21 protein-coding genes are annotated in these 20,889 nt (G+C 62.7%); 10 read left to right on the forward strand and 11 right to left on the reverse strand.

The features are described 5' to 3' along the window. From ureA to ureC, 4 genes are all read left to right on the forward strand, one after another. Positions 1-303, forward strand: coding sequence for an urease subunit gamma (gene ureA / locus AC0IW7_RS03625; protein WP_471815807.1), 303 nt, complete (start codon positions 1-3; stop codon positions 301-303). A 10-nt stretch (positions 304-313) separates the two neighbouring features. Further along, positions 314-826 carry an N-acetyltransferase family protein gene (locus AC0IW7_RS03630; protein WP_463381783.1) on the forward strand — a complete coding sequence of 171 codons (513 nt, stop codon included), beginning with the start codon at positions 314-316 and terminating at the stop codon, positions 824-826. After that, positions 823-1,128, forward strand: a complete 306-nt coding sequence (locus AC0IW7_RS03635; RefSeq protein WP_471815809.1) for an urease subunit beta — start codon at positions 823-825, stop codon at positions 1,126-1,128. Before AC0IW7_RS03630 ends, AC0IW7_RS03635 begins: the two co-directional genes overlap by 4 nt. A 131-nt stretch (positions 1,129-1,259) precedes the next feature. Next, on the forward strand, positions 1,260-2,960 hold the full coding sequence (gene ureC / locus AC0IW7_RS03640; protein WP_122492909.1) for an urease subunit alpha: 1,701 nt from the start codon (positions 1,260-1,262) through the stop codon (positions 2,958-2,960). 286 nt (positions 2,961-3,246) lie between these two features. On the opposite strand, the gene AC0IW7_RS03645 is transcribed toward ureC, so the two are convergent. From AC0IW7_RS03645 to AC0IW7_RS03685, 9 genes are all read right to left on the reverse strand, one after another. Continuing rightward, entirely contained in the window at positions 3,247-3,837 is a 591-nt protein-coding gene (locus tag AC0IW7_RS03645) for an HAD family hydrolase (protein ID WP_471815811.1), read from the reverse strand. A 121-nt stretch (positions 3,838-3,958) separates the two neighbouring features. Beyond that, positions 3,959-4,972: a Csu type fimbrial protein gene (locus AC0IW7_RS03650; RefSeq protein ID WP_122492911.1), complete on the reverse strand. Its 1,014-nt coding sequence runs from the start codon at positions 4,970-4,972 to the stop codon at positions 3,959-3,961. Positions 4,973-4,994: 22 nt separating this feature from the next. After that, complete coding sequence (locus AC0IW7_RS03655; RefSeq protein WP_471816112.1) at positions 4,995-7,292, reverse strand: fimbria/pilus outer membrane usher protein; 2,298 nt, start codon at positions 7,290-7,292, stop codon at positions 4,995-4,997. Positions 7,293-7,637: 345 nt separating this feature from the next. Further along, positions 7,638-8,411 carry a fimbrial biogenesis chaperone gene (locus tag AC0IW7_RS03660; protein ID WP_471815813.1) on the reverse strand — a complete coding sequence of 258 codons (774 nt, stop codon included), beginning with the start codon at positions 8,409-8,411 and terminating at the stop codon, positions 7,638-7,640. Between the two features lie 39 nt (positions 8,412-8,450). Beyond that, a complete protein-coding gene (locus AC0IW7_RS03665) occupies positions 8,451-9,020 on the reverse strand; it encodes a Csu type fimbrial protein (protein WP_471815815.1) in 570 nt (189 codons plus the stop codon). Next, positions 9,020-9,496 carry a Csu type fimbrial protein gene (locus AC0IW7_RS03670; RefSeq protein ID WP_463384637.1) on the reverse strand — a complete coding sequence of 159 codons (477 nt, stop codon included), beginning with the start codon at positions 9,494-9,496 and terminating at the stop codon, positions 9,020-9,022. Before AC0IW7_RS03670 ends, AC0IW7_RS03665 begins: the two co-directional genes overlap by 1 nt. A gap of 162 nt (positions 9,497-9,658) precedes the next feature. Continuing rightward, a complete protein-coding gene (locus tag AC0IW7_RS03675) occupies positions 9,659-10,195 on the reverse strand; it encodes a Csu type fimbrial protein (RefSeq protein WP_471815817.1) in 537 nt (178 codons plus the stop codon). Between the two features lie 419 nt (positions 10,196-10,614). Further along, positions 10,615-11,484, reverse strand: a complete 870-nt coding sequence (gene tesB / locus AC0IW7_RS03680; RefSeq protein ID WP_471815819.1) for an acyl-CoA thioesterase II — start codon at positions 11,482-11,484, stop codon at positions 10,615-10,617. A 112-nt stretch (positions 11,485-11,596) separates the two neighbouring features. Beyond that, positions 11,597-12,169, reverse strand: a complete 573-nt coding sequence (locus tag AC0IW7_RS03685) for a GNAT family N-acetyltransferase (RefSeq protein WP_471815820.1) — start codon at positions 12,167-12,169, stop codon at positions 11,597-11,599. Positions 12,170-12,250: 81 nt separating this feature from the next. Here AC0IW7_RS03685 and AC0IW7_RS03690 point away from each other — a divergent pair, with 81 nt between their 5' ends. From AC0IW7_RS03690 to AC0IW7_RS03705, 4 genes are all read left to right on the forward strand, one after another. Further along, entirely contained in the window at positions 12,251-13,165 is a 915-nt protein-coding gene (locus AC0IW7_RS03690; protein WP_471815822.1) for a histone deacetylase family protein, read from the forward strand. Positions 13,166-13,191: 26 nt separating this feature from the next. Continuing rightward, positions 13,192-13,809 carry a PAQR family membrane homeostasis protein TrhA gene (gene trhA, locus AC0IW7_RS03695; protein ID WP_471816114.1) on the forward strand — a complete coding sequence of 206 codons (618 nt, stop codon included), beginning with the start codon at positions 13,192-13,194 and terminating at the stop codon, positions 13,807-13,809. A gap of 126 nt (positions 13,810-13,935) precedes the next feature. Next, positions 13,936-15,021, forward strand: a complete 1,086-nt coding sequence (locus AC0IW7_RS03700; RefSeq protein ID WP_471815823.1) for an L-dopachrome tautomerase-related protein — start codon at positions 13,936-13,938, stop codon at positions 15,019-15,021. A gap of 91 nt (positions 15,022-15,112) precedes the next feature. Beyond that, on the forward strand, positions 15,113-15,811 hold the full coding sequence (locus tag AC0IW7_RS03705) for a CTP synthase C-terminal region-related (seleno)protein (RefSeq protein WP_471815824.1): 699 nt from the start codon (positions 15,113-15,115) through the stop codon (positions 15,809-15,811). 114 nt (positions 15,812-15,925) lie between these two features. On the opposite strand, the gene AC0IW7_RS03710 is transcribed toward AC0IW7_RS03705, so the two are convergent. Next, on the reverse strand, positions 15,926-17,362 hold the full coding sequence (locus AC0IW7_RS03710) for a basic amino acid/polyamine antiporter (protein WP_471815826.1): 1,437 nt from the start codon (positions 17,360-17,362) through the stop codon (positions 15,926-15,928). 98 nt (positions 17,363-17,460) lie between these two features. On the opposite strand from AC0IW7_RS03710, the gene AC0IW7_RS03715 reads away from it, so the two are divergent. Beyond that, complete coding sequence (locus AC0IW7_RS03715) at positions 17,461-18,693, forward strand: TIGR03862 family flavoprotein (protein WP_471815828.1); 1,233 nt, start codon at positions 17,461-17,463, stop codon at positions 18,691-18,693. 87 nt (positions 18,694-18,780) lie between these two features. Continuing rightward, on the forward strand, positions 18,781-19,386 hold the full coding sequence (locus tag AC0IW7_RS03720) for a GNAT family N-acetyltransferase (protein WP_471815830.1): 606 nt from the start codon (positions 18,781-18,783) through the stop codon (positions 19,384-19,386). Between the two features lie 22 nt (positions 19,387-19,408). On the opposite strand, the gene AC0IW7_RS03725 is transcribed toward AC0IW7_RS03720, so the two are convergent. After that, positions 19,409-20,881, reverse strand: coding sequence for an aldehyde dehydrogenase family protein (locus AC0IW7_RS03725; RefSeq protein WP_471815832.1), 1,473 nt, complete (start codon positions 20,879-20,881; stop codon positions 19,409-19,411). Positions 20,882-20,889 lie beyond the last annotated feature (8 nt).

Below are 20,889 nucleotides of genomic sequence, written 5' to 3' on the forward strand. Positions count from 1 at the left end.
ATGGACTTGAGCCCACGCGAAAAAGACAAGCTGTTGATATTCACCGCTGGCCTGGTGGCCGAACGGCGCCTGGCGCGGGGAGTGAAGCTCAATTACCCGGAAGCCATGGCCTACATTTCGGCGGCTCTGCTGGAAGGCGCGCGCGACGGCCGTACCGTGGCCGAGCTGATGCACTTCGGCACCACCTTGCTGAGCCGCGATCAAGTGATGGAAGGCATCCCCGAAATGATTGCGGAAATTCAGGTTGAAGCCACCTTTCCCGATGGTACAAAGCTGGTCACCGTTCACCAGCCCATCGCGTGAGAAAGCCCTGATGATTATTCGTGACGCCATTTCTGCTGACCTGCCTGCCATCCGCGACATCTTCAACGACGCGGTGCTCAACACCACGGCCATTTGGATGGACAGCACGGTCGATCTGGCCAACCGCGAGGCCTGGTTTGCCGCCCGCGCGCAGCAGGGCTACCCAATTCTGGTGGTTCTCGACGACAGCAGCGACGTGGTCGGCTACGCCTCGTTTGGCGACTGGCGCCCGTTCGATGGCTTCTGCAACACCGTGGAGCACTCGGTGTACGTGCGCGCCGACCAACGCGGCAAAGGCCTCGGCCCGTTGCTGATGCAAGCGCTGATCGGGCGGGCTAAAAGCTGCGGCAAACACGTGTTGGTGGCGGCGATTGAAAGCGGCAACGCCGCCTCGATTCGTCTGCACGAGCGCCTCGGTTTCAGCATCACCGGGCAGATGCCGCAGGTGGGTCGCAAATTCGGCCGCTGGCTGGACCTGACCTTTATGCAACTGATCGTCACCCCCGAAAGGAGCGCGCCATGATTCCCGGGCAATACCAGATTCAAGACGGCGACATCGAACTCAACGTCGGCCGCCGCACCGCCACGGTCAACGTCGCCAACAGCGGCGATCGGCCGATTCAGGTGGGCTCGCATTTCCATTTTTTCGAAACCAACGACGCCCTCACCTTCGACCGCGCCGCCGCGCGCGGCATGCGCCTGAACATTCCCGCCGGCACCGCCGTGCGCTTTGAGCCGGGGCAATCGCGGGATGTGGAACTGGTGGAGCTGGCCGGCCAGCGCCGCGTGTTCGGCTTTGCCGGGCGGGTGATGGGCGAGCTTTAAAGAGCCCCTCACCCCGGCCCTCTCCCGCAAGCGGGAGAGGGGGCGTTGGCTTGGCTTCCCTCGCCCATTTATGGGAGAGGGGCTGGGGGTGAGGGCAAGGGAACACACAGAAGCACTTCTGGAAACCGACTATGAAAATCAGCAGACAAGCCTACGCCGACATGTTCGGCCCCACCGTCGGCGACAAGGTGCGCCTGGCCGACACCGAGTTGTGGATCGAGGTGGAGAAAGACTTCACCAGCTACGGCGACGAGGTGAAGTTCGGCGGCGGCAAGGTGATTCGTGACGGCATGGGCCAGAGCCAACTGTGCGCCGCCGACGTGGTGGACACGGTGATCACCAACGCGCTGATCATCGATCACTGGGGCATCGTCAAAGCTGACGTCGGCCTCAAGGGCGGGCGCATCGCCGCCATCGGCAAAGCTGGCAACCCGGACATTCAACCTGAGGTCACCATCGCCATTGGCGGCGCCACCGAAGTGATTGCCGGCGAAGGTATGATTCTCACCGCTGGCGGCATCGACACGCACATTCATTTCATCTGCCCGCAGCAGATCGAAGAAGCCTTGATGAGCGGCACCACCACCATGATTGGCGGCGGCACCGGCCCGGCCACCGGCACCTACGCCACCACCGTCACGCCCGGCCCGTGGCACATGGCGCGCATGCTCCAGGCTGCCGACGCGTTCCCGATGAACATCGGCTTTACCGGCAAGGGCAACGTCAGCCTGCCGGAGCCGTTGATCGAACAGGTGAAAGCCGGCGCCATCGGCCTGAAGCTGCACGAAGACTGGGGCACCACGCCGGCGGCAATCGACAACTGCCTGAGCGTGGCCGACCAATTTGACGTACAGGTGGCGATTCACACCGACACCCTGAACGAGTCGGGCTTTGTCGAAACCACCCTCGGCGCGTTCAAAGGCCGCACCATCCACACCTACCACACCGAAGGTGCCGGCGGCGGTCATGCGCCAGACATCATCAAAGCGTGCAGCCTGCCCAACGTGTTGCCCAGCTCGACCAATCCGACCCGCCCGTTCACCCGCAACACCATCGACGAACACCTCGACATGCTGATGGTCTGCCACCACCTGGACCCGAGCATTGCCGAAGACGTGGCCTTCGCCGAAAGCCGCATCCGCCGCGAAACCATCGCCGCTGAAGACATTCTTCACGACCTGGGCGCCTTCTCCATGATCAGCTCCGACAGTCAGGCCATGGGCCGTGTCGGCGAGGTGATCACGCGCTGCTGGCAGACCGCCGACAAAATGAAAAAACAGCGCGGCGCCCTGCCCCAGGACGGCGCCGGCAACGATAACTTCCGGGTTAAACGTTACATCGCCAAATACACCATCAACCCGGCCATCACCCACGGCATCAGCCATGAAGTGGGCTCGATCGAAGTGGGCAAGTTCGCCGACCTGGTGCTTTGGCGCCCGGCATTTTTCGGCGTGAAACCCACGCTCATTCTGAAAGGCGGCGCCATTGCCGCCAGCCTGATGGGCGACGCCAACGCCTCGATTCCCACGCCGCAACCGGTGCACTACCGCCCCATGTTCGGCAGCTACGGCGGCATGCTGCACGCCACCAGCCTGACCTTCATCAGCCAAGCCGCCATGGACCTCGGCGTGCCGGAACAGTTGGGGTTGAAGAAGCAGATTGGCGTGGTGAAAGGCTGTCGCAGCGTGCAGAAGAGCGACCTGATTCATAACGACTACACGCCACAGATTGACGTGGATCCGCAAACGTATCAGGTGAAGGCGGATGGGCAATTGTTGTGGTGCGAGCCGGCGGATGTGCTGCCGATGGCGCAGCGGTATTTTCTGTTTTAGGGGATGGTTTTGTGGTCCCCCGTGAGGGTAGGGTTTGTGGCCTTTACGGTGTCCCCTTCACGAGCCTGGATCCCCGCGTGCGCGAGGATGACGGAAGTTTTTGTCACGTCATCCGTCATCCTCGCGAAGGCCGCAGCCCGACGAGTCGGACCTCCCAGTCGTGCAGGAAAACACCACTCGCCACCCCACACACCCGTCATCCTCGCGAACGCGGGGATCCAGAATTTCGGACCGTACGAAACTCTGTAATCCCAAAAAATCCCGCCCGGCTAAGCCGTCAACCTAATCACCGACTCAACCCCAACAACCCCCAACAATCCTGCGAATACCAATCCGCCAACTCCGGCCACACGTTCTCCGGCACATTCACCAACACAGTGTGGGTGCCAGCCGCCCGCCCGCTGTCCAGGTCGAAGCGGTAATCCCCAACCATCACCATCTCACTCGGCGACACCTGCCATTGCTCGGCCAAGTGCAACAACCCACCGGGATGCGGTTTTGGCGGCGCTTCATCACGCCCCAGCACATCCTCAACCGCGAAGCAGTCGCCCAAGCCGATGGCATCAAGCGTCAACAGCGCCAGTGAGTGCGCATTGCGGGTCAGGATGCCGAGCTGATGGCCGCGCCCGTGCAGCTCGCGCACCAACTCGACCGCCCCGGGCGCCGGCTGCGAATTCAGCGCCAGCTCGCGTTCGTGCTCCAGCAGCCACGCATGTTTGGCCGCCGCCACATCGGCTGGCAGCGCGGCGAGGTGATGAAGAATGTCGTCTTCGGGGGGAATGTCCAGATGCCGGCGGATGGCGGCAAAGTCATGCACGGCAATGGTCAACGTGCCGTCCATATCGAACACCCAATGGCGAATAGCGGCCAGGCTCATCAGTTCACTCCAGTGCGAGATAGCGCTGAAGTATACGGAGCATCAAGGCTAAAGCCTCTCCCACAGGCAATCACAAACCTGGAGGAGAGGCTTCAGCGTCGAGCTTTTTCCAACCGGGCACTCAGTAATTCAACGTCATGATGATGCTGTCCTGGTAATTCCCGGCTGGCACGTTTTGCTGCGTCGCGTCGATGAGCGCATCAAAAGTGAAGTTTTGCGCCAAGCCGGTGCCCAGAAACGCCATCGGTTGGGCGGCGTTCCAGATCACCGTGGTGTCCGGCTGATACAGGTTGTAGTTCATCCGATTCGCGCCGCTGGCCATGCGCCGCCACGGGGCGAGGTAGTTGGCGCCGTTGTCGAAGCTGACGCTGTAGCCTTCGTTGTTGGTGCAGGTAACGTTGACGGTCTGGGTCACTTTGGCGAACTGGTTGACCAGGGCTTTGCTGCCGAAGTCGACGTCCAGGGTGGCGGTGTTGATGAGGCACGATTTGGTTACCACCAGCGTCAAGGTCGCACTGGTCAACACGCCCGTGCCCCAGTTGGTGGGGTCGGTGCAGAACACAATGCCCAGCACCGGCGCGCAGGCTTGTACCAAACCAGGCGAACGATCCCAGGCGCAGGCGCCGAGCAGGCCGCTGTCGCAGATGGCGTAGTACCAGCGAAAACTCACGGTGCCGGTGTAGGTGCCAGCTTGTACGTTTGGCCCCAACGGCACGGTGAAGTACAGGGCAATGCCGTTGCTGCCACCGCCCAGCGACAACACGGTAAGCCCGGTGGCGGTGCCGGTGACGCCGTTTTGCAGCGGCGCGCCGCCCTGGGTCGTGCTCACGGTGTAGGGAATGCTGTAGCCGCCGTTGGTGAGGTTAAGGCTGGCGGTGTCGAGCATCAGGCGAATATACGAGCCGGACAATAGCGACAGCCCACCCGTGCAACTGATGCCCGCTGCGCCGTAGTTGCCCACGGTGGTGGTTTTCAAGGCCAGCGAGCTAACGGTGCCGAGGCTGACGTTGGTGGCGCCGGTGGTGCACACGGCGCTGGCCAGTCCGCTGGCGCTCAGCAGCAGCGCACCTAGCAACCAGCGGTGCAGGTGTCGGAGCAAGCCTGGCAGGCTTGAACGCGGTGATGTGGGGCGCATGTCAGCTCCTGTTTTTATAGGCTCAGCGGCAGGTCAACGGACCCACCAGACTGACTTCTTCATGGGTATCGGCCAGGGCGAACCCGGCTTTGCAGGCCTGGCCATCGGGACGCGTGACCAGCAATTGGTTCTGCGCGCTCAGCCCCTCGAAATACACCAGGCCGTCCCAGCCAACGAAGGCGCGCAGGCTGGTGCCTTGCACTTTCACTTCGCTGCCACGGGGAATCACTTCGCCACGGCTGTCGATGAGCACAATGCTGGCGGCCACCACGCGGTGCAGGTCGAAGTTCAGGAGCGCCCCGCTGCCTTGGTGCACTGCGATTTTGCTTTCCACCTGCGGCACGCGGAAATTCGCCGGCAGGCCCAAGGGGTCGATTTCGTACTGACCGCCGTAGTACGACGGCACCGAGGGCACCAGCAAATGGCCGTTCTTGTTGGTGTTGCCCATTAGCTGATGCTCGAAACTCACCGGCACATCGCTTACCCCGTTGGTGCTGATCAGCACAAAGGCATCGTCAACGCGATTACCAGGGAATATCTCGCCGTCCATGGCGATAAACGAGCCGGTGATATCGCCCCACTGGGTCAGGCGGCCGTCGTCGCGGTACACGCCGCCTTGCAGCTGGGCGTAGGGCGTGCGCCAGGTCAGGTCGGCCTGTTCGTAGGTGCCGCCGCCGGTGGCGTAGCCGAGGTTGTAGCCAACGCCACCACTGGGTGGCGGCGTGCGGCCGAAGTTCACCCGCTCGCGCAACTGGCCCTGGGTGTCGCGCTCGACGCTGGCGCTGAAGGTGGAGCGCACGTCGAACGGAATGATCAGCTGCATCACCGCCGAGTAACCCTCGCCGTCGAGGTCGCGGTTCATCGCCACGTACATGCTGCTGTTGCCCCACAAGCTGCGCGACCACGACAGGTTGACCAGGCGCGTGCGCTGGCCGTCCATGGTTTCGCTGGCGAAGTAGCCGACGCCGACATTGCCGACGTTGCCGGGGCTAAAGGAGAAGGTGATCTGGTCACTGGATTTGGCCAGCGTCAGCTCATCGCGCCCCAGCTCCAGCGCGCTGAGCATGCTCACGTCGACAAAGCCCTTGCTGCGCTCGACATGCTGGGCGCCGAAGCCAAAACGGTTGGAGTAATAGCTGTAACCGACGTTGGCTTGCTGGCCTTTGCTGCCCTCGTACTGGCTTTGCGCGAACGAGCTGCTGAGGGTGCCGAAATTGCCCAGGCCGACAGTGGCGCCGAGGCCGCCCAGGCGCAGCGCTTCGCCGAACTCGGCGTGGGTTTCAGCGGTGAAGAAATCGGTCACGCCGTAGCGGAACGTGCCGCTGGTGACCGACGCCCCGTAGGAGAAGTTCTTCAGCCCGTAGTCGTCGCGCAATTTACCGGCCGACACCGAGTAGTCGTAGAGGTCTTCCTGCAACAGGGAGTTGGTGACGTAGAACGGCACGTCGGTCGCCACCTGCCGGCCGAGGGCGTCGGTGGTGACGACGGTGGCGTTACCGGCACCGCTGATATACGGCACGTTGCTGACGGTATACGGGCCGGGGTTGAGCTGGTCACTGCTGACCTTGGCGTTGTTGATAAACAGGTCCACAGAGGTCGGCACGCTGGCCTCGCCGGTGAAGCGCGGCAGTGGATACGTGATCAGGTCCGGGCGCAGGGCGAAGTTGCGCGAGATCTGAACGCCGCCGATGCGCACGGCACTGTTCCAGGTCAGCGCGCCGGTGATCAGGTCGCCGGCGATGTAGCGCGTCATGGTTTCCTGATTGTTGTAGCGCCAGTAGGTGTCGTAGCGCATGTAACCGTCCTCCTCGGCGCCCAGTTCGTTGAAGCTGTGGCGGTACACGCCGGTGTTGCCGAACACGCCAGCGCTGCCAAACACGCGTTGTTCGAGGAAGCTGCTGAGGTAATGGGCGCCGTCATCGGTGTCGTTGTAATAGGCGTCGTAGTTGAACAGCAGCCCAAACGAACTTTGCGCCGGCACCGAGGCGTAGACCGATCGCGCGCCGACCTGCTGTTCCGGCAGCCAGTCGCTGGGCAGCACCAGCTTCAGGCGCTGCAGTTCTTGGTCGTAGCTGAACTGCAATCCGCTGATGCTATCGAGCGCCAGCTCGCCGGTAGCGCCCTCCGGCACCCGCACGCCGACGGCGCGCAGGTCTTCGCTGTCCACGAAGTAGCGTTCGCCACGTACGGTCACTTGCGCCACGCGGTCACTGGGCAATTCATTCACCACCAATTCCAGAAACAAGGTGTATTCGCCGGCTGCGGCGTCCGCTGCCGCCGGTACGTCGGGCGTTGCCTCGGGCACCGCGCTGGGGCGCATTCGTGCGGCCGGTAAGCCGTCCAGCTCCGGCGCAGGTGCCGGCAACTGCGGCGCCCCGGCGGTTGCTGAAGGCGGCGTGGCGGCCACGGCGTCACGCAAGGGCATGGGCTCGTTTGCCGCGACCACCACCGTCGGCCCCGCCGTCGTTTGCTCAGGCGCGGCGGCCACCGGCACGGCAGGCGCGGCGGCCAAGGCGTCGCGCAAGGGCCAGGGCATGGAGCTGGCCGCCTGCGCGCTGGGCAACCACACCGCCAGGCAGGTGAACAGCACATACGCGCCACCGGCGCCGCCCATAAAGGGCGACGGCGTCGGCGCTTCCCTGACGCTCCGCATCCGCTGTGCTGGCTATCGTTGCGGCGAAATCGGCTGGAGATCAGCCAGTTCGTTTATTCGAGCTTCCAACGCAAACGAGTCGCCCGCCACGGCGGCCGGCAACTCCCAACGCATTCGCGCACCGGGCAATACGTAACCGAGCAAGCCTTCGGCGATTACCGTGCGTTTTTCGCCCTGTTTTACCGACACGCTCGCCAATCGCGCGTGGGCTGGTCCCTGATTGTTGAGTAGCAGGAAGCGCTTGCCGCCCTCGTTCTGCACCTGGAAACGCAGGTCGGGTTTGAGCAGTTGAATGCCCGGTTCCGGCTTGCTGGCGGCGCTGGCCAGGCTTACGCCATCGCCGAACACGAACAGCGGCACGGAATAGCGCATCTGGAATTTCACGCCGAGGGCGGCATCGGTTTTGGCGTCGGGCGGCAACAATTCATCCACCAGCACGCGGAAGGTTTGTTCAGTGGCAGCGGGCACCGGCTGCATTTTCATCAGGCGGATCATCTGCCGCTTGCCCGGCTCGATGGTCGCTACCGGTGGGCTGGCGACCACGGTGCGCTGGGCGCTGAGCTGGTCGCCGTAGTCGGCCTGGCCCCAGGCCAATACCCGAATCTGCAGGCTGATGGGCGCTTGCCCGCGGTTTTCCAGCCATAACGCAGCGGCCTTTTGCGTGCCCTCGATTTGCGGGTTGATGGGCCAGATCAGCACCGAACTGGCGGCCTCGACCAGCCCGCTGGCCAGCGCAAGCAGCAGCGCGGCAAGGGGCAGAATCCGGTAACGGCTCCATTCAGGCATTGGCAGCTCCTTTTAGATTGTTGTCCGCGCTCGCTCAGCTCAGTAGGTGATGGTCACCGTCACCGTATCGCTGTAGATCCCGGCAGATGGCATTGGCGTAACGGCGAACAACCGCGCGAATACCGGGTACGCCACGGTGGCGCTGCCGGCGGGGAAGGTCAGACTTTTCACCGTGCCGCCGTTGCTACCGTTTCCCCAAAGGGTAGTCCCTGTGTCTTGGTACAGCTGGTAGCGCAGGGTTTCGGCGCCTTTGTTGAGGAAGCGACCGCTGGCGATGTTGCTGGCGTTGAGGCCGGCGCTGATGCCGATGGTCAACGACGTGCCGGGCGTGCACTGGAGCAAAATCGAGCCAGCGCCGGTGGTGCTGGTCACATCGACATTGCTTGGCAGCAGGCTGACCTGGCCGAAATTGATGCTGCCGAAGGAGGTTACATCCGCCGCGCCGGAACCAAGAATGCAGCCGTTGACGATGGCCGCCTTGACCAGAAAGTTCTTTTGAATGGGGGTGTCGTTGACATTGGTATCGGCGCAGCTGAAGGCGCTGAGCACCAGCAGCAAAGCACCGAGCAAACGGGCGAGCATTGGCGCACGGAGGCGGTCCACGCTCATTACCAACTCACAGTCACGGTGACGGTATCGGTGTAAGTGCCGGGGGTGGGCGCGGCTTGTTTGGGCACGCGGCCGAACACTTGCAGGTATTGGTCGGCGCCATTGCCCGTGCCGGTGACGCCGGTGGTGTTGTCCCAAATGACGCTGTACGCCGCCGAGGTGTAGAGGTTGTAGCTGATCTGCGCGGCGGCCGGCCCGCTCATGCGGCGCGCCGCCACGTTGCCGCTGCCGCCGGCACTGAGCAGCACGCGGTACGGCGTGTTGAGCAAACAGTTCACCCGCAGCGAGCCATTGCCGACGCTGCTGCTGGCTGACACCAGTGTATTGAGGGAAAAGTAGGTACCGAAATTCAACGTCCCGAATTGGCCCAGCGTGGTGGGCGCCGTGCTGCCGGCGCTGCACGCGGGAAGAACCTCGGCGCTAAGACCGATGGTGGCGGACTTGGTGACAGCGAAAGCGCCAGTGCTGCCCAGCATTACGCTGAACAGCAATAGCCACCGGCAAGACGGATCACGTAGGCAACGCATGGCAGATCCTGGCGTTGGAAAGCGTGGCAGTGGCGAACATCCGTGTTGCGCCGGTGAGCGGAGCCCTCGGGAAGGCGGCGACTTCAGCCCACTGCACCCGAACGTCCGGCGTTACCAGGTGATGGTCACTTGTACGGTGTCGGTGTAGGTACCGGTGGCCGGCGTGGTCTGGTTCGGCACACGGCCGTAAACGACCATGTCCTGATTCGCGCCGTTACCAACGCCTGCCAAGGCAGTGCCGCCATTGGTGCCATTACCCCACGGCGTGGCTCGCGCAGCGTCTTGATACAGGTTGTAGAGCACGTAATTGCCGCCACTGGCCATGCGCCGCTGGGTGCCGGTGCTGTTCAGGCCGGAGTTCAGGGCAACGCTGTAGTTGGTGGCGTTGGCGCATTCGATGCCGAACGAGCTGCCGGCACTGGCACCCACCGACTGAGCGTCGATGTTGTTGCTCAAACTTGGATAGGAGCCGAACGTGATGCTGCCGAAGTTGTTGGTGGTGGCGTTGCTGGTGCCGTTATTCACGGTGCAGCCGGCGCCAATGATGATCTGGATGCCCAGTTGACCCTGCACGGATCCTGCTGCGTCCACCGTCAACGAGTACGGCACCAACAGCAAGGCAGGGAACAGCAGAAAGCGGCGTTTCATCTCTAAGAACTCCTACGAAATAGTCGCGTTTTCACGCTTAATTGCAACGTAGTAGAAATTCGGCCGCATTCAAAACAACTTTATGGCGTCAACTAACAAGCAAAACCGTGTCGGTAAAATCTGTAGGAGCTGTAAGTAATTGTTCTTGGGAACAGGTCGTAAGTTTTGTAAGTGAAAGTACTCGGTTGCTGTAGCCAATCACTTACAAAACAAACCGCGATTAAACCCCGAACAAACCCCGGTACGCGTTGTATTCCGAGGCTTAGAGAGGGGCTAACGGCAAATTGATATGTCAGATAAGCGCTTGTTGTCTCAACTGTTTTACAACAGCGCCGTAGACGAGGCGGCAACATTCCTATAGGCCGCCATATAGCGATTGGCACTAACTTTTATTTCAACTTGGTTTTAAACCGAGCGAATTAGCGCCAGTCTTCGCGCACTCTTGTCAGCCCTTCCTGCGCAACAGAAGCCACTAATTGACCCGCACGGTTAAAGATACTGCCGCGCGCAAAACCGCGACCATTGCCCGACCATGGACTGTCCATCGCATAGAGCAGCCAGTCATCCATGCGCAGGTCAGCGTGAAACCACAGCGAATGGTCGAGGCTCGCCACCTGCATGAACCTCTGAAACACCGACACGCCGTGAGGCTGCATCGAAGTCGTGAGCAAGTTGAAGTCCGAGGCGTAACCGAGCAGGTATTTATGCAGCTGGCGTTCGTCCGGCAGGGTGCCGTCGGCGCGAAACCACACGTACTTGATCGGCTCGCGCACCACTGGCTCGAACGGATTGGCGATGGTCACCGGGCGAATTTCAATGGGCTTTGGGCTGGTGGCGCGTTCGAGCATGCGCGGCGGAATGAATTCGGCGGCTAGTGCGGCCAGCTCGGTTTCCGATTTCAAATTTTCCGGGCCGGGTACGTCGGGCATTTGCAACTGGTGGCTGAAGCCTTCTTCGTCGGTCTGGAACGAGGCGCTGCAGGTGAAGATTGGCGCGCCTTTCTGAATGGCGGTGACGCGACGGGTACTGAAACTGCCGCCATCACGCACGCGGTCCACCAAGTACACCACCGGCAAACTGGCATCGCCCGGACGCAAGAAATAACCGTGCAAGGAATGCACATGGCGCTCGGCGTCCACGGTCTGGCTGGCGGCCGACACACATTGGCCCAGCACCTGACCGCCATAGAGTTGCCGAAAACCAAGGTCCTGGCTGACGCCACGGAACATATTTTCCTCGATCTGCTCCAGGCTCAGCAGGGCCACCAGATCATCGAGTAATTGGCTCATCGGTCATTCCTCATCACGCATTATTCAGGCGGAGGGAATGGTAAAGGCTTTGCCGGCCGATGTCGGCTCCCGGAGGAAAAAAGCCCGGTGGCCATTGGTCCAACCTCGGCGGCTATTGCGCCAACCAGATTTGGCGAGCAATGCGATACAGCACATGCGCACGCAACGGGTGTTGCGCCGGCAGGTTCGGGTGCTGAAAGTCGTCCGCCGGATCACGCCGCATGCCGATGCGCTCCATCACCCCGCGCGAGGCGACGTTCGCCGGCACGGTAAAGGCCACCACTTCCGGCAACTCCAAGCGCTCAAACGCACAGGCCAGCGAGGCCCGCGCCGCCTCGCTGGCAAAGCCTTGGCGCCAGCTATCACGGGACAGGCGCCAGCCTATTTCAATGGTCGGGCCATCCGCCCGGCAAAACGGTGCCTCGAAACCCACTAGCCCCAAACCGGTAAAGCCGATAAACGCCCCGTTGTCCTTGCGCTCCAGCGCCCACAAGCCAAAGCCATGCTCGGCGAAGTGCGCCCGCACGCGCGCCATCAACGCGGCGGCTTCGGCGGTGCTTTGCGTGGCGGGGAAAAACCGCATCACCTCGGGGTCGGCAACCATTTCGGCGAAAGGCCGCAAGTCGTCGTCGCGCCAGGTGCGCAGCAGCAAACGCTCTGTGTGCAATTCAATCGGTGCGCTCATGCAAGGTTCCTTCACAGTGCTCGGCTTGAGGTCACCCGGTGGGGCGGGGATACTGGCGACCTCTTTTTATCGGTTCAATGTATGCGTGTGCCCCTGGTCTATCACGACGACTACAGTCCGCCCTTCCCGGCCAACCATCGATTTCCGATGGAGAAATTTCGCCTGTTGCGTGACCACCTAATAGACAGCGGCCTGACCACAGACGCGCAACTTTTTCGCCCCGACATCTGCCCTGCCGACGTCCTCGCCCTCGCCCACGAGCCGAGTTACATCGAACGCTTTCTCAGCGGCAACCTTAGCCACGACGAACAACGCCGCCTCGGCCTGCCCTGGAGCGAGGCGCTTGCGCGGCGCACCGTGCGGGCGGTCGGCGGCTCACTGCTGACCGCCGAACTGGCCTTGCAACACGGCCTGGCCTGTCACTTGGCCGGCGGCACACACCACGCCCATTACGACCACGCCGCCGGTTTTTGCATCTTCAACGACCTGGCCATCATCAGCCGCTACCTGCTTGAAGCCGGACGGGTGAACTGCGTGTTGATTTTCGACTGCGATGTTCATCAGGGCGACGGCACCGCGCGCATTCTGGCCGACACGCCTGAAGCCGTGACGGTGTCGCTGCACTGCGAAAAGAACTTTCCCGCACGCAAAGCTCAAAGCGATTGGGACATTCCGTTGCCCATGGGCATGGGCGACGACGATTACCTGCGGGTGGTCGACGACACGCTCAATTATCTGCTGCCGCTGTACCAGCCCGACCTGGTGCTGTACGACGCCGGGGTCGACGTGCACAAAGACGACGCCCTCGGTTATTTGCAGCTCACCGACGCGGGCGTGGCTGCGCGTGACGAGCGCGTGATTCGGCACTGCCTGAGCCGGAACATTCCGGTGATGGGCGTGATCGGCGGCGGCTACGACAAAAACCGCGTGGCGCTGGCACAGCGTCATGGAATTCTTCACCACAGCGCGCAACGGGTGTGGCAACACCACGCCTGAACGCGCCACGAGGCACCTTCGACACCATGTACTACGGAGAAAAATTCAACGCCTGGACCCACCTGGTCGGTTCGGTGCTGGCCGCTATTGGCGCGGTATGGCTGTTGGTATTGGCAGGCTTCACGGGCGATGTGTGGAAAATCGTCGGCGTCGCCATTTACGGCGTCACCCTGGTGCTGCTTTACAGCATTTCGACCCTCTACCACAGCGTGCGCGGCCCGGCGAAACGGCTGCTGCAAAAGCTCGATCACCTGTCCATCTACCTCCTGATTGCCGGCAGCTACACGCCGTTCTGCTTGATCACCTTGCGCGGCCCGTGGGGCTGGACCTTGTTCGGCATCGTCTGGGGGCTGGCCGTCATCGGCATGTTGCAGGAAATCAAACCGCGCTCCGAAGCGCGCGTGTTGTCGTTGATCATCTACGCCGTGATGGGCTGGATTGTGCTTATCGCCGTGAACCCGCTGATCGCTGCCCTTGGTCTTACCGGCTTCAAATGGTTGGCGGCGGGGGGCGTGCTGTACACGGTGGGCATCATTTTCTTCGCCTTTGATAGCCGCTTCCGCCACTGGCACGGCATATGGCACTTGTTCGTGATTGCCGGGAGCTTGCTGCATTTCGTGGCGATATTTTTCTACGTGCTGTGAGGTCAGCAATTTTCGCCACTGGCTTGAAAGTGGTTCAACGCTACCGCGCTTCTTCAACCTGACCGCACGGGGCAAGCTGCCCCGCACTGCCGTCGTGCAGTCCTTGGTTGAACAGGAAGCCCTGCCATGAAACATCGTCCCCACTTACTTCGCACCAGCGCCAAGGCGGCCTTGTTGGCCGTCAGTATCAGCGTATTCACCAGCGCCATCGCCGCACCCAATGCCGGCGATCTGGAAGTAGTCGCCGAACTGCCGATGCGCCCCGGCAACGTCACACCGGCGCCCGGTAACCGCGTCTTCGCCACAATCCATCCACTCGACGCGCCAAACGCCGCGCAACTGATCGAAATCACCGACCGCACCCATTTCAAGGCCTGGCCCAACAGCGACGTGCAGCGCGGCACCGCTGAGGCCAGCGACGAAAAAATCGACAGCCCGCTGGGCATCTTCGCCGATGGTAAAAACCGTCTGTGGATAACCGACATGGGCCTGAACCTCGGCAAAACCCGCCTGTGGGCTTTCGATATCGCCACCGGCAAGCAGCTGTACCGAATTGAATTGCCGCAGGCCATCGCCCCCAAAGGCAGCTTCATTCAAGACCTGACCGTCGACGACGTAGCGGGCTGGGTATACCTCGCCGACATCGCCGACCCGGGCCTTATCGCCGTGGAAATCGCCACTGGCAAAGCCCGACGCTTCAGCGGCCATCCAGCCCTGCAAGCCGAGGCAGACGCGAAGATGGTCATCGGCGGCAAGGCCATTCAATTCCAGGGCAAACCCGCCAGCGTGGCAGTCAATCCGCTCACCCTTTCGGCCGACCGCAGCACCCTGTTCTTCGGCGCCATGAATGGCAAAACCTGGTACTCCGTGCCGAGCACGTTGCTGCGCGACGGTGCCAGCGACGAGCAGATCGGCGCGGCCATCAAAGTGGTCGGCGCCAAGCCGATCTCCGACGGTGCCGCCACAGATGCGAACGGCCGGCACTTCTTCACCAACGTCAACGACGGCGGCATCGACGTGCTCAACACCGACGGCACGTTGCAACCGCTGGTGCGTGACGCCCGTCTCGACTGGCCAGACAGCGTGCACACCAGCGACAACGGCTGGCTGTACATGTCCGTCAACCAGCTCTACAAAGCGCCCGCCTTCAGTGGCGCAGAAGACAGCGGCAAAGCGCCTTATCTGGTGATGCGCGTGTGGCCGGGAAAATAACACCCGCCGTTGGCGACATTCGCGCCTGAAACCGCGGCGATAGATGCGTATGGTTAGCGCTGGCTAACCCTACGCACGGAGCCCCGCAGCCATGACCACTCTGCACATCGGCCTGATCGGCGACTACAACCCCGACGTCATCGCCCACCAGGCGATCCCCAACGCCCTGGCCCTGGCTGGCGCAGCGGTTGGGGTACACGTCGAACCGCAATGGCTGGCCACCGACAGCCTCAATGGCCATAAGCATCTGGCCGAATACCACGGCTTTTGGGCTGTTCCCGCCACGCCTTACCGCGACACGGACGGCGCGTTATTCGCCATCCGCTACTGCCGTGAAAAGCTTGTTCCCTTCTTCGGCAGCTGCGGCGGTTTCCAGCACGCCCTGCTTGAATACGCCCGCAACGTAGTGGGCTGGGCCGACGCCGAACACGCCGAAACCCACCCCGACGGCAAGCGTCTGGTCATCACCCCACTGAGCTGTGAACTGGTGGAAGTCAGCGGCGACATCAACCTGGCCGCCGACTCCCGCCTGGCCGAAGCCTACGGTGCCCTGCAAACCACCGAAGGCTACCACTGCCGCTTCGGCCTCAACCCCGACTTCGCCGCCGTCCTGAAAGGCAGCCCCTTGCACATCACCGCCTGGGACACCGAGGGCGACGCGCGCGGCGTTGAACTGCAAGACCACCCCTTCTTCGTTGCCACCCTGTTCCAACCCGAACGCGCCAGTTTGCATGGACAAACCCCGGCCATCATCAAAGCGTTTATAGAGGCCGCGCATCAGCAGGATTGATCTGGCGCTCGCCGGTTTCCGTTGCTGAGCCGCGGGTTCGGCGTTTGCAGGAATCGCGGCTGAAGCCGCTCCTACAGTTCTGTGGGAGCGGCTTCAGCCGCGAGCTTTCATGAACTACCCCAACTCCACCAACCCGGTCGAAAACGCCCACACGGCCACCCCTGCCACCAGCACCAACGACCCGGCACCCACCGCCTCCGCCCGCGAAAAAACCGCCGACTTGCGTCCACTCTCCCGATGCGCAAACCAGAACACCGGCAGGCCCAGCACAAACAACAAACTCGACATCAGCACAAACTGCGGCCCCGCTGCATACAGCAACCACACCGCGTACACGCTGCCCAACACGCCACTGCGCAGCGCCCTGCCCCGCTCCGCCATCTGCCCGTGCTGCAACGCAAACCGCCACAAATAAGCGGTGCTCGCCAAGTAGGCCGGCAAGATCATTACGCCCGTCACGCTGATCAGCCAGATCCACGCGTTCTCGGCAAACAGCACCACAAACACGATCACCTGCATCACCGCGCTGGATAACCACAGCGACGGCGCGGGTGAGTGGAAGCGGTTTTCACGGGCCAGAAAGCCTGGAAACACGCCATCTTTGGCGCCCGCAAACGGCAGCTCGGCCACCAGAATGGTCCACGCCAGCCAACAACTGAGCAGGGAAATCAGCAGGGACACGATCACAAACACCGCGCCCCATCGCCCCACCAACCGCTCAAGAATGTAAGCCGCCGCCGGCTCATCCAGCGCGGCCAGCTCCGGCTGGGTCATAAAACCGAAGGGTAAAGCCGAAAGCAGGAAATACAGCAGCGTGCACACCACCAAGCCGATGTAGGTGGCCTGGCCGACCTGTTGCGGCTTACGCGCGCGGGCCGACATCACCACCGCGCCTTCAATGCCGATAAACACCCACAGCGTCACCAACATGGTGCTCTGTACCTGACTGGTGACGCTGCCCAATTGCTGGCCCATGCCCCAGACGTCGAGGCGAAACATGTCGGCCTTGACCATCACCGCCATGATCGCGATGGTTGCCAACAAGCTGCCGACGTTCAGCACACTGGCCACCGAGCCCAGCACCGCCGCGCGGCGCACGCCGAACAACACGGTGAAGTGCATCACCCAGATCAGCAGCGACGCGCCGCCGATGGACAGCCAGTTCTTGCCGTCGCCAAACGCTGGAAACAAATAGCCCAGCGATTTCATGATCAGCACCGCAAACGCGACGTTGCCAAACGCCGCACTCAGCCAATAACCCCACGCCACCTGAAAGCCGGCCAGGTTGCCGAAGCCTTCGCGGGCGTAGGCGTAAACGCCAGCAGTGAGGTCGGGGCGTTGCGTCGAAAGCAGGCGAAAGCAGTTGGCGAGAAAGAACATGCCGACCAACGTCAGCAGCCAGGCGATGGCGATCGCGCCGAGGCTGGCGTGGGCCGACATGTTTTGCGGCAGGTTGAAACCGCCGCCGCCAATCATGGAGCCGATCACCACACCGCTAAGTAGAAACAGCCCAAGCTTGGCCGGTGCTGCGCTGCTGTCATCGTTTGCCATCGCTCAATCCTTTGCGTTGCGTGCCCGCAGCTGAGTGTAGCGGCCGTTTTTGCCGGCCTCGGTTAGAATGCCGCACCTCCCAGCCGTAGCCCGTCGCCATGCCCGCATCCCACGCCACTGCCTCACCGCCCGTCGTCGTCATCGGTGGCGGCCCTGCTGGATTGATGGCCGCCGAAGTGCTGGCGCTGGCCGGCATCCGGGTCGAACTGTTCGACGCCATGCCCTCGGTCGGCCGCAAGTTTTTGCTGGCAGGCGTGGGCGGCATGAACATCACCCATGCTGAAGCCAAACCGGCATTTATCGGCCGCTACGGCAAACGGGCCGGCGAGATCGGCGAGCTGCTCCATGACTTCGACGCCGAACAGTTGCGCGCCTGGATTCACGGGCTGGGCATCGACACCTTCGTCGGCACCTCCGGCCGCGTTTTCCCCACCGACATGAAAGCTGCCCCGCTGCTGCGCGCCTGGCTCAAACGCCTGCGCGAACATGGCGTGGCGATTCATACGCGCCAGCGCTGGTTAGGCTGGAGCGCCGATGGCCGCCTGCGCCTGGCGGGCGTCGACGGTGAGCAGCTAATCGAAGCCCGCGCTGTGGTGCTGGCGCTGGGCGGCGGCAGTTGGGCGCGCTTGGGTTCCGATGGCGCCTGGCAGGCGCTGCTGGCCGAGCGCGGCGTGCCGTTGCAGCCCCTGCAACCGAGCAACTGCGGTTTCGAGGTGGCAGGCTGGAGCGCCGTGTTCGCGGAGAAATTTGCCGGTGCGCCGGTTAAGTCGTGCGCCCTTGCGTTGCCCGGCCAGGCGCCGCGCCTGGGCGAATTCGTGGTGACCGCGCACGGCGTGGAAGGCAGTTTGGTCTACGCCCTGTCGGCGCCGATTCGCGACACCCTCACCGAGCACGGCAGCGCCACCGTCTACCTCGACCTGCTGCCGCATAAAAGCCCCGAGCAGGTGGTGACCCTGCTGAACAAACCTCGGGGCAGCAAATCCATCAGCAACCATTTGCGCAGTACCCTCGGCCTGGATGGCGTGCGCGCCGGCCTGTTGCGCGAACTGACCAGCGCCGCCACCTTTGCCGATTCAGCAGCGCTGGCCGCCGCCATCAAAGCGCTGCCGCTGACCGTGGTGCGCACCCGGCCGCTCGACGAAGCCATCAGCAGCGCCGGCGGCGTGCCGTTTGAAGCGCTGGATGCCCGCCTGATGCTCACGGCCCTTCCCGGCGTGTTTTGCGCCGGCGAAATGCTCGACTGGGAAGCGCCCACCGGCGGCTACTTATTGAACGCTTGCTTTGCCAGTGGGCGCCAGGCGGGATTGGGCGTTCTCGATTGGCTGCGCTAAAACCGTCAGCCACCTCGACTATTGGAACCATCGCGCTAGATTGCCGGCTTACGCTGCACCACCCGTAATCGCCCGCACGAGGCCGCCATGTCCGTCACCTTTCGCCCAGCCCGCCCCGATGATGCCCCCGCCGCCGTTCCACTGATTTATAGCTCCGGCCCCGCGGCCTTCGATTACGTGTTTGGTGCGGAGCAGGTGCTGGGTTTTTTGCACCGGGCGTTTGTCGGTGAGCACGGACAGTTCAGCCATCGTCAGCACTGGGTGGGTGAATGGCAGGGGCGCGTGGTAGCTGCCGGCACCTTGGTCCGCAGCGAAGACAATCTGCGCCATATGCTCGCGGCCACGCAGCAGATTCTCGGCTTCTATGGGCTGTGGGCAGGCGCCGGGGTTATGCGCAGAGGTTTGCAGGTGGAACACCTGATCAAGCCGCCCAAGATAGGCTGCAACTACCTCGCCCATTTAGGCGTGCAAGCGGGCCTGACCGGTCAGGGCATTGGCAGTCAGCTGATCGAGCATTTGCTGAAACTGGGCAGCGCCCGTGGTTTGCCGAAGGCGGCGTTGGATGTGTCCGCGCAGAACCCGCTGGCGCAGGCGCTGTATGAGCGTTGGGGCTTTCAGGTGATGGCCCGGCGGGTGTCCACCTTGCCGGGGGTGCCGGACCATCACTATATGGAGCGCGTTCAGGCGCCGTGACTGCAACGCCGCCTGTACGGGTTTACTTCAGGTACCACCCCCACGGCTCGGTGCCGATGTATTCGGTGACCTGTTTCACCTCCAGGTAATTGTCCAGGCCCCAGCGCCCTAGCTCGCGGCCGATGCCACTTTGTTTCATGCCGCCCCATGGCGCCTGGTTGAAGGTGGGTTGCGAGCAATTCACCCACACGATGCCTGCGCGCAGACCATTAGCCACGCGCGTGGCGCGCTGCGGGTCGGCGCTCATCACGGCGCCGGCCAGGCCAAAGCGGCTGGCGTTGGCCATGCGAATGGCATCGGCTTCGGTGGCAAAGCGCTTCACGCACAACAGCGGCCCGAACACTTCCTCGCGCCAGATGATGCTGTTCTCGGCCGGCTCATCGAAAATGGTCGGCTCAATGAAATAACCGCGATCAAGATGCGCTGGGCGTTTGCCGCCGGTGAGCAATTTCGCGCCGCTGAGCTTGGCTTGTTCCACAAAGCCGATCACCTTTTCCAACTGCCCCTGGCTCACCAGCGGCCCGAGCAATACGCCCGGTTCCATGCCATTGCCGATGGTGATGGCGCGCGCGGCTTCCACCAGACGTTCGAGCAATTTATCGGCGATGCCCTGCTGCACCAGCAGCCGCGACGTAGCGCTGCACACTTGGCCCTGGTTCCAGAAAATACCGAACAGAATCCACTCCACCGCAGCTTCGATATCGGCATCGTCAAACACGATAAAGGCCGACTTGCCGCCTAATTCGAGGCTGATGTTCTTGATGTCGGCAGCCGCCGCCGACATGATTTTCGCCCCCGTCGGCACGCTGCCGGTGAACGCCAGTTTGTCCACTTGCGGGTGCTGACTCAGCGGACTGCCCGCCTCCGCGCCAAGCCCCGTGACGATGTTCAGCACGCCCGCTGGCAAACCGATACGGTCAGCGGCGGCGGCCAGTTCAAGGGCGGTGAGCGGCGTCAGTTCGGACGGCTTGAGCACCACGGTGGCGCCCGCCGCCAACGCCGGGGCGACTTTCCACGAGGCCATGAGCAACGGGTAATTCCACGGGATTATCTGCCCCGCAACGCCAATCGGTTCGCGGCGAATGTGGCAGCGAAAGCGCTCATCGGGCAATGCCAACGGTTCGTTCTGCTGGCCATCCAGCTCGCGCGCCAGGTCGGCGTAGTAGCGAAAGCAACCGATGGCATCGCCAATATCCCACTGCGCTTCAGGCAGGGGTTTGCCGTTGTCGCGCACTTCCAATTTCGCCAGGTCGTCCTGGCTGCTTTCCAGTTCGCTGGCGAGCGCGTCCAGCCATTGCGCGCGCTCGGCGCCAGTGGTTTGCCCCCAGCCATTGTCGAACGCACGCCGCGCCGCGCGCACCGCGTGGTCGATGTCTTCTTCGGTGCCTGCTGGCACGCGCTGAATGACCGTTTCGGTGGCCGGGTCCAGCGTTTCGAAATGGCCACCCAAATCGGGGCTCACCCATTGCCCGTTGATATACAGCTGATCGCGCATGACGCTCT

It is taken from the genome of Pseudomonas sp. AC229, assembly GCF_979254655.1.